This is a genomic window from Micromonospora sp. NPDC049139 (assembly GCF_055586845.1).
Genome location: NZ_JBVJHK010000038.1, coordinates 23,333 through 29,893, shown reverse-complemented (window position 1 = coordinate 29,893; position 6,561 = coordinate 23,333). Strand labels below are relative to the sequence as shown.

Sequence of the window (6,561 nt, the reverse complement as noted above, 5' to 3'; positions counted from 1 at the left end):
GGTGGAGTGCGGAATCAACAGGCTCAAACGTCACCGCAGGGTAGCCACTCGGTACGACAAGGTCGCCGCGGCGATCAACGCATGGCTACCCCGCTCCTGAAACGCGGCCTGGTCGCAACGCCGGTCAGCTAGGTGGTGAGGCGGTCACCAGACTAGGCATCGCCGTCGGCCGGTTGTCCGACTCCGGCTGATGGGTGACACGGCGGCTTCACCTGATGGGTGACACGATCAGCAGCCGACCGGACCAGCGCGTAACCGTCCATGACCAGATGCGCCGAACTGGCGACGCGTCCGGCGTTCACGTCGCTTCCGCTTCCGGCCGGTGTGCGGACGGCTAGGATTTCACGGAAGCGACCGGCGACCCGGAGGCGGTGCAGAGCTTGCGCCGGCGGGCCGCGACTTCGTCCCTGCGGCGTGAGGTTGCCGCTGTCCGAGGGGTTCCGGCGATTGCTGCAGCCCGCATCGGAAGGAGCATCATGAGCGAGCCGACGACCAATGCCCTGCCGATCGTGCTGATCCACGGGCTTTGGATGACCGCCCGAAGCTGGGACCGCTGGGTGGAGCACTACCGGGCGAAGGGCCATGAGGTCTTCGTGCCGACGTACCCGGGATTCGAGATCGAGGTAGAGGCGTTGCGGGAAAAGCCCGAGGTCATCGCCGATGCCTCCGTTCCCGCAACGCTCGACCATCTCAGCGAGGTGGTCGAGAGCCTGGACCGTCCGCCGATCATCATGGGCCACTCCTTCGGGGGGACCTTCACTCAACTCCTAGTGAACCGCGGGTTGGGCGCCGCCGCGGTGGTGATCGACTCGGCGCCACCCGAGGGCGTGCGGGTGAACCCGCCGGCCCAGATCAAGTCCCTGTTCCCAATCCTCAAGGACCCGGCCAACCGGCACCGCGCGGTGGGCTTCACCAAGGAGCAGTTCCACTATGCCTTCGCTAACACGGTCAGCCGGGAGGAATCCGACGCGGCGTACGACCGCCTCCACATCCCGGCGCCCGGCAGCTGGGTCTGGGCCTATGGCCTGACAGCTAACTGGAAGCCGGGCCACCAGGAGACCTGGGTCGACTACGACTTGGACGACCGTGCTCCGCTGTTGTTCATCATTGGCGGCAAAGACCACCTGATGCCGCCCGCGGTGATCCGCTCGAACGCGAAGAAATACCGCAACTCCGAGGCGACGACTGAGACCTACGAGTTTCCGGACCGCTCACACTTCACCGGTGTTGAGCCTGGCTGGGAGCAGGTGGCCGACTACGCGCTCGAGTGGGCGACGAGCCACACGCGAGTGTGACAGGGCTGACCAACCGCTGCTCGACCCGTCGACGGTGGGTCAGCAGCCAGATGCTGACTCGAAAATCGGTGAGTGAGCGGGCAGGCGGCAGCACCCGGCGGAGCGCAGTGGAGCCGGGTCGGGTTGAGGGCTTCTGGTTAGGCGATGGCTGGTTGCGGTGGGGGCTGGAGATCGACTTTCTGGCCGGTGAGCTGTTCGAGCTGACGGATGAGATCACGTTGACGGCGCTGCTTGCTGATCCTCGACTCGTGGAGCCGGGGCCCAGGTCCTGGTAGCGGGCATCGGGGTCGGTGAGCAGGTGCCAGACGATGGTCAGTACTGAGTTGCCGGCCGCGACGACTGCCGTTTCTTGCCTCGTCGGCGGGCCAGGCGACGGTAGCGTTCGCCGAGGCAAGGTGCTGGTGCGGGAGAGTCCGGCGACTACCTCGCCGAGGGTAGCGGCCAGCCAGGGGTTGCCCTTGCCGGTGGAGTTGGCCTTCTTGCGGCCGGCTGACTGGGCGTCGATGGGGCTGAACTTGGCCCAGGACACCACCTGCGCGGCGGTGGGGAAGACGGTCGACCGGTCTGGCGGTCAGCCGTCAGCGTGCAGCAGGTCGGCGTGGGCGGTGTGCAGCCGGGCGCTCCGCCGGTGCGTCTCGTCGAGACGGCGGGCCCAGCCGGCGTTGACCCTGCCGAACCGGTCGGGTCGGCCCTGGTCTGCGCCGCGATCGTGCCGCCTGGGACGGCACGATCGCGGCAACCGGATCACGAGTACATCAGGTGCAGCGTCATCCCGGCGTCGGCGTGTGCCAGGTTGTGGCAGTGGTTGGCCCACATTCCGGGGTTGTCGGCCCGGAACGCCACCTCCCAGACGTCGCCGGGGCGTACGTCGAAAGAGTCCAGCCACAAGGGGCTCCCGGTCGCCGGTCTTCCGTTGCGGCTCAACACCAGGACGTGGTGCCCGTGCAGGTGCCACGGGTGCACGATCTGGGACCGGTTCACGATCGTGAACTTGACGATGTCGCCGAGGCGTACAACCTGAGACGGGATGTCCGGATCGGCCGCGCCGTTGACTGTGTGGGCGTATCGCGGTAGCAGTCCGTTCAGGTCGAGGCCGCGGTCGAGAACGAGGGTGAACTTCCGGTCGTTTCGCGACCACGGCGCCGGAGAACTGACGCCGTAGGTGAGCGGATCCAGCACCGGCCACCCGCCGGTCGCCGCCGACACCGGTCCGGTCGAGTAGACCTCGCGTCCGTCGACGAACAGCGCCACCGGCGTGGCGGGCGCGGTGAACACCAGGTCGTAGCGTCCCCCGGCCGGGATCAGCACGGCGGCGTCGACGAGCGGCGTCGGGCCCTGCAGGTCAGATCCGTCGATCGCGGCGACCCGGAACGGGGTCCCGGCCAGGGCGTATCGGTGTGTCGTGCTGTCGGTGTTGATCAGCCGCAGCCGCACGGGCACCCCCGCCTCGACCGGCTCCGTTCTCGGTGCCGGCAGTGGAAGGCCAGAAAGGGTGTGCACCGGCACGGTGATGTCGACGCCGGTCACCGGCGCCGGGCGCACCACCAGGACGCCGTAGAGCCCCTTCCGCACGCCGATGTCGGATACCGCGTGCGTGTGGTACCAGTACGTCCCGACCTGGTCGGCGCGGAACCGGTAGACGAACTCCTGTCCGGGCAGCACCGCCGCCTGCGTCACCCCGGGCACCCCGTCCTGACTGTTCGGCACGTCGTACCCGTGCCAGTGCAGCGTGACCCCCCGCGCGATGTCCCGGTTGCGCAGCGTCACTTTCAGGACGTCGCCGACGGTGGCGGTCAGCTCCGGCCCGGGAACCTGCCCGTTGAACGCCCACGCCTCGACGTCCCGGCCGCTCACGTTCACCGTGGCGGTCCCGGCCGTCAGGGTGAACCGTCTGGTCGGTTCGCCGGCGGTCCGCGCATCCCGGTATCCATGATCATGTGGCATACCGGGAGCGGCGTCCGGAGTGACGGCTAGCCCGGTTCCGGTCACCAGCGCCGCGACCGCCACCGCGAGGGCCGCCCGGGACACCGTCGGCGACGGGCGTGCGCCGAGGACGCGCCACGTGATCGCGGTCGCCGCGACGACCCCGGCGACCGCCAGCAGTCCGACTCCCGCCGATGCCGGATAGCCGTGCAGGACCGTCACGAACAGGCCGGCGCTTCCGGCGTACCCGGCGAAGAGAAGCGGGACCGCGACGGAGCGGATGTCGCCCGGGGCCCGCAGCAGCCGGGGCCCGGCGACGGCCACCGCCGCGAGGGACAGTGGGGCGGCGACGAGGACCTTCTCCGCAGCGAACCACCAGCCGGCGCGGGCGAGCGCGGTGATCGTGATCGCCCGGGCGAGCGTGGCGAGCAGCGCGAAGGCGGCCAGTCCCAGTGCGAGCGGCCGGCGCCGGGCGGCCGACGCGGCGCCGCCGCCCAGCCACCCGGCGGCCGCGAGGACCGCGATCACCAGGTCGGCCGCGAGCAGCGAGCCGGTGGTCATGCGGGCTCCCCTTCCCGGACGGCCACCGGGGCGGCGCCGGCCGGTGCCGGGTTGGCCAGCTTTCGAGCCGTCTGGTGGACGCTGACCACGACGTGCACGGCGATGATGCCGTTGAGCGCGTGCAGGCCGGCGATGGTCAGGCCGAACGGGGTGCTGACGCCCGCGGCGTCGGTCGACCCGTTCGCGAGCGCGGCGATGAGCGCCTGCAGGACGACGAGGCCGAGCGGCAGGACCGCCAGTCCGACGGTCCGGCCCGGCGCCTTCGCCAGCACGGCGAACAGGATGGTGAGCAGGGTGAGAACGGGGATGACCGCCGTTCCGGTGACGCTGTGCAGCGCGAATGCGTCGTCGCCCGCGGGTTTCGTGAACGCGCCCACGGCGGCGAAGATGAACTGCAGGGCGAACGCGGCGAGCGACAGAGCGCTGACGATGACGAAGGCCTTGCGCATGGTGAGCTCCTAGCGGTGAGCCGGGGACAGTGCCTGGGCGACGTGATCGGCGGCCGTGATCGCGCCGTACGCGACCAGCCGCACGAGGTCGGCGTCGTCCGGATGGGAGAGCCGCCAGAGGGCGACGTCGCCCGGGCTGATCGCGCTGGGCGCGAACGCCGCCAGCAGCGCGATCCGCGTCCCGATGCGGTCCGTGCCGGGCACGTCCCGGACCAGGTCGACGGCCCAGTCCGCGGGCCGGGCCGGGTATCGTCCGTCCTCCCACCGCACGGTGGCCGTGACGGTCTGGCGCGCCACGTCGCCCAGGAGGTCTCCGCCTCGCGTGGCGGCGTTCTTCAGCGACGCGTACGCGACGCCGACCGGGCTGTCCCCGGCCCAGGCCGGTGGCGTCGTCGTGCCGGCGTCGAGTAGCGGCAGGCTGCGGCCGGGCTCCTTCGGCTCCCGGGCCGCCCTGGCGTAGAGCCGGCCCCCGACCGACCGCACCAGCGGGGAGCGCTGCAGTCCGCCGGGCAGCAGGTCCGGGTCGAGCAGCGCCGAGACGATCCGGTTGATGAACTGGAAGGCGAGCAGGGTGCCGGTGACCTCCGGGCGGTACGGGCTGGTCCAGCCGGTGGCCCGAGGGCTCCGGCTGGCCTCGGCCCAGCCGACGAGCTCGACGTACCTCGGTTCCGGTGGCGTCCCGCCCCGGGCGATGACCTCGGCCAGCTCGTGCTCACCCAGGGCGTGCAGCAGCAGCACGTGGGCGTCGACGCAGAACCGGCAGCGGTTGGCCCGGGACACCGCCGACGCGACGAGCTCGCGGTCGGCCCGGGACGCGTCCCCGGCGAGCAGGGCCTCGCGCATCAGCGCCCACGTCGCGGCCTGCACCTCCGGCACGGCCGAGAGCGCCTGGAAGGTGGGCACCGGCCCGAGGAAATCGTCCCGCAGCTGCCGGTAGACCTCCGCGGTGAGACCGGTCGCCGCCGACGCTTTCGCGGGGGTGAAGAAGCGGTATGTCATGGGTTCGATGCTTGCCGCGGCGGGCCGGGAAGACATCGTGCCGCCGCAGACACTTGCCCGGCCGCCGATACCGCGTCCGCGGTACGCCTCATCTACTGCGGGTGGGGGATGCTCCCTGATGACGGCCGCTCTACAGTTCGATCATGCGCCGCGATCTGCCGTACGCCGTCAGCGGCCTCGCCCTCGGCGGCCTCCTGCTCGGCAACGCCGCGCTCGCGCCGGACGCCGCACCGATGTGGGCGACCGACGTCGTCCTGGTCCTGGTCATGGCGGCGGCCCTGGCGGTGTGCCGGCGCTACCCGGTGGTGGCGTTGAGCGTGGTGGCCGCCGCCATGCTGGCCCTCCACGTCCGGGTGCACGCCGGGGTGTCCGCCGCGTTCCCCGTCCTCGGCACGGTCTACCTGGCCGCCTGGCGAGGCCACCGGGCGGCCGCCGCCCTGGCCAGCCTCGTCTTCCTCGGCGGCTTCCTGACCCGCGACGTCTCGGTCGCACCCACCGACCGGCCCAGCCAGCAGATCACCGAGCGGACCGCCCTGCTGTTGGGCTGGTTCTTCGCGGCCAACGTCGCCGGACTCGTCGCGCGGCAGCGCCGGGCCTACCTGGAACAGGTCGAGCAGCGGGCGATCGAGGCCGAACGCACCCGCGAGGAGATGGCGTTGCGCCGCGCCGGGGAGGAGCGCCTGCGCATCGCCCGGGACCTGCACGACTCGCTGACCCACAGCATCTCCGTGATCAAGGTGCAGGCCGGGATCGCCGTGCACCTGGCCCGCAAGCACAACGAGGAACCGTCAGCCGCGCTGCTGGCGATCCAGGAGGCCAGCGGCGCCGCGATGCGGGAACTTCGGGCGACGCTGGACGTGCTGCGCTCACCCTCCGACGGGGACCGCGTCGGACTGGCCCGGGTGGGCGAACTCGCCGAACGGACCCGGGCGGCCGGCGTACCGGTGCAGGTGACCGTCACCGGTCAGCCGCGGGATCTGCCCGTCGAGGTCGACCAGGCCGGGTATCGCGTGGTCCAGGAGGCGCTGACCAATGTGGCCCGCCACGCCGGCCCCGCCACCGCCCAGATCCACATCGAGTACACCCCGACACAGCTGACCGTCTCGGTGGACGACGACGGCCGGGCGTCGCCGGTCCGGCCGGTGACACCGGGGGTGGGGCTGCGCGGCATGCGGGAACGGGTCGCCGGACTGGACGGCGCGCTGCACACCGCCGCCCGCGACGGCGGCGGGTTCGCGGTACGGGCCACGTTCCCGCTGGACGGTCCGGCATGACCGAGCGCTTGCGCGAGGTCCAACCAGTGCAGCCCGCCACGGATCGTGGCGGCTCCCGAC

Annotated in this window: 5 protein-coding genes; 2 read left to right on the top strand and 3 right to left on the bottom strand. The window is 71.5% G+C overall.

The features are described from left to right. Nucleotides 1–476: 476 nt before the first annotated feature. Entirely contained in the window at nucleotides 477–1,295 is an 819-nt protein-coding gene (locus ACZ6Q9_RS33120; RefSeq protein WP_396831222.1) for an alpha/beta hydrolase, read from the top strand. A gap of 744 nt (nucleotides 1,296–2,039) precedes the next feature. Here the strand turns inward: ACZ6Q9_RS33120 and ACZ6Q9_RS33115 are convergent. Genes ACZ6Q9_RS33115 through ACZ6Q9_RS33105 form a run of 3 tightly spaced genes read right to left on the bottom strand, consistent with a single transcriptional unit; the run spans nucleotide 2,040 to nucleotide 5,227 of the window. Then, a complete protein-coding gene (locus ACZ6Q9_RS33115) occupies nucleotides 2,040–3,779 on the bottom strand; it encodes a multicopper oxidase family protein (protein ID WP_396831220.1) in 1,740 nt (579 codons plus the stop codon). After that, the gene (locus ACZ6Q9_RS33110; protein ID WP_393455558.1) at nucleotides 3,776–4,228 is read right to left on the bottom strand and encodes a DUF6220 domain-containing protein; all 453 of its coding nucleotides are present in this window, start codon (nucleotides 4,226–4,228) and stop codon (nucleotides 3,776–3,778) included. The genes ACZ6Q9_RS33115 and ACZ6Q9_RS33110 overlap by 4 nt, the downstream gene beginning before the upstream one ends. Nucleotides 4,229–4,237: 9 nt before the next feature. Beyond that, nucleotides 4,238–5,227 (bottom strand): carboxymuconolactone decarboxylase family protein, encoded by a 990-nt coding sequence (locus ACZ6Q9_RS33105; RefSeq protein ID WP_396831218.1) that lies wholly within the window; start codon nucleotides 5,225–5,227, stop codon nucleotides 4,238–4,240. Nucleotides 5,228–5,370: 143 nt separating this feature from the next. Between ACZ6Q9_RS33105 and ACZ6Q9_RS33100 the strand changes: the two genes are divergently transcribed. Further along, the gene (locus ACZ6Q9_RS33100; RefSeq protein ID WP_396831216.1) at nucleotides 5,371–6,501 is read left to right on the top strand and encodes a sensor histidine kinase; all 1,131 of its coding nucleotides are present in this window, start codon (nucleotides 5,371–5,373) and stop codon (nucleotides 6,499–6,501) included. Nucleotides 6,502–6,561: the final 60 nt, after the last annotated feature.

What these genes read in the sequence shown, in the direction of transcription:
- ACZ6Q9_RS33100 (WP_396831216.1), top strand. Translation starts at nt 5,371, where the DNA reads ATGCGCCGCGATCTGCCGTACGCCGTCAGCGGCCTCGCCCTCGGCGGC.
- ACZ6Q9_RS33110 (WP_393455558.1), bottom strand. Translation starts at nt 4,228, where the DNA reads ATGCGCAAGGCCTTCGTCATCGTCAGCGCTCTGTCGCTCGCCGCGTTC.
- ACZ6Q9_RS33115 (WP_396831220.1), bottom strand. Translation starts at nt 3,779, where the DNA reads ATGACCACCGGCTCGCTGCTCGCGGCCGACCTGGTGATCGCGGTCCTC.
- ACZ6Q9_RS33105 (WP_396831218.1), bottom strand. Translation starts at nt 5,227, where the DNA reads ATGACATACCGCTTCTTCACCCCCGCGAAAGCGTCGGCGGCGACCGGT.
- ACZ6Q9_RS33120 (WP_396831222.1), top strand. Translation starts at nt 477, where the DNA reads ATGAGCGAGCCGACGACCAATGCCCTGCCGATCGTGCTGATCCACGGG.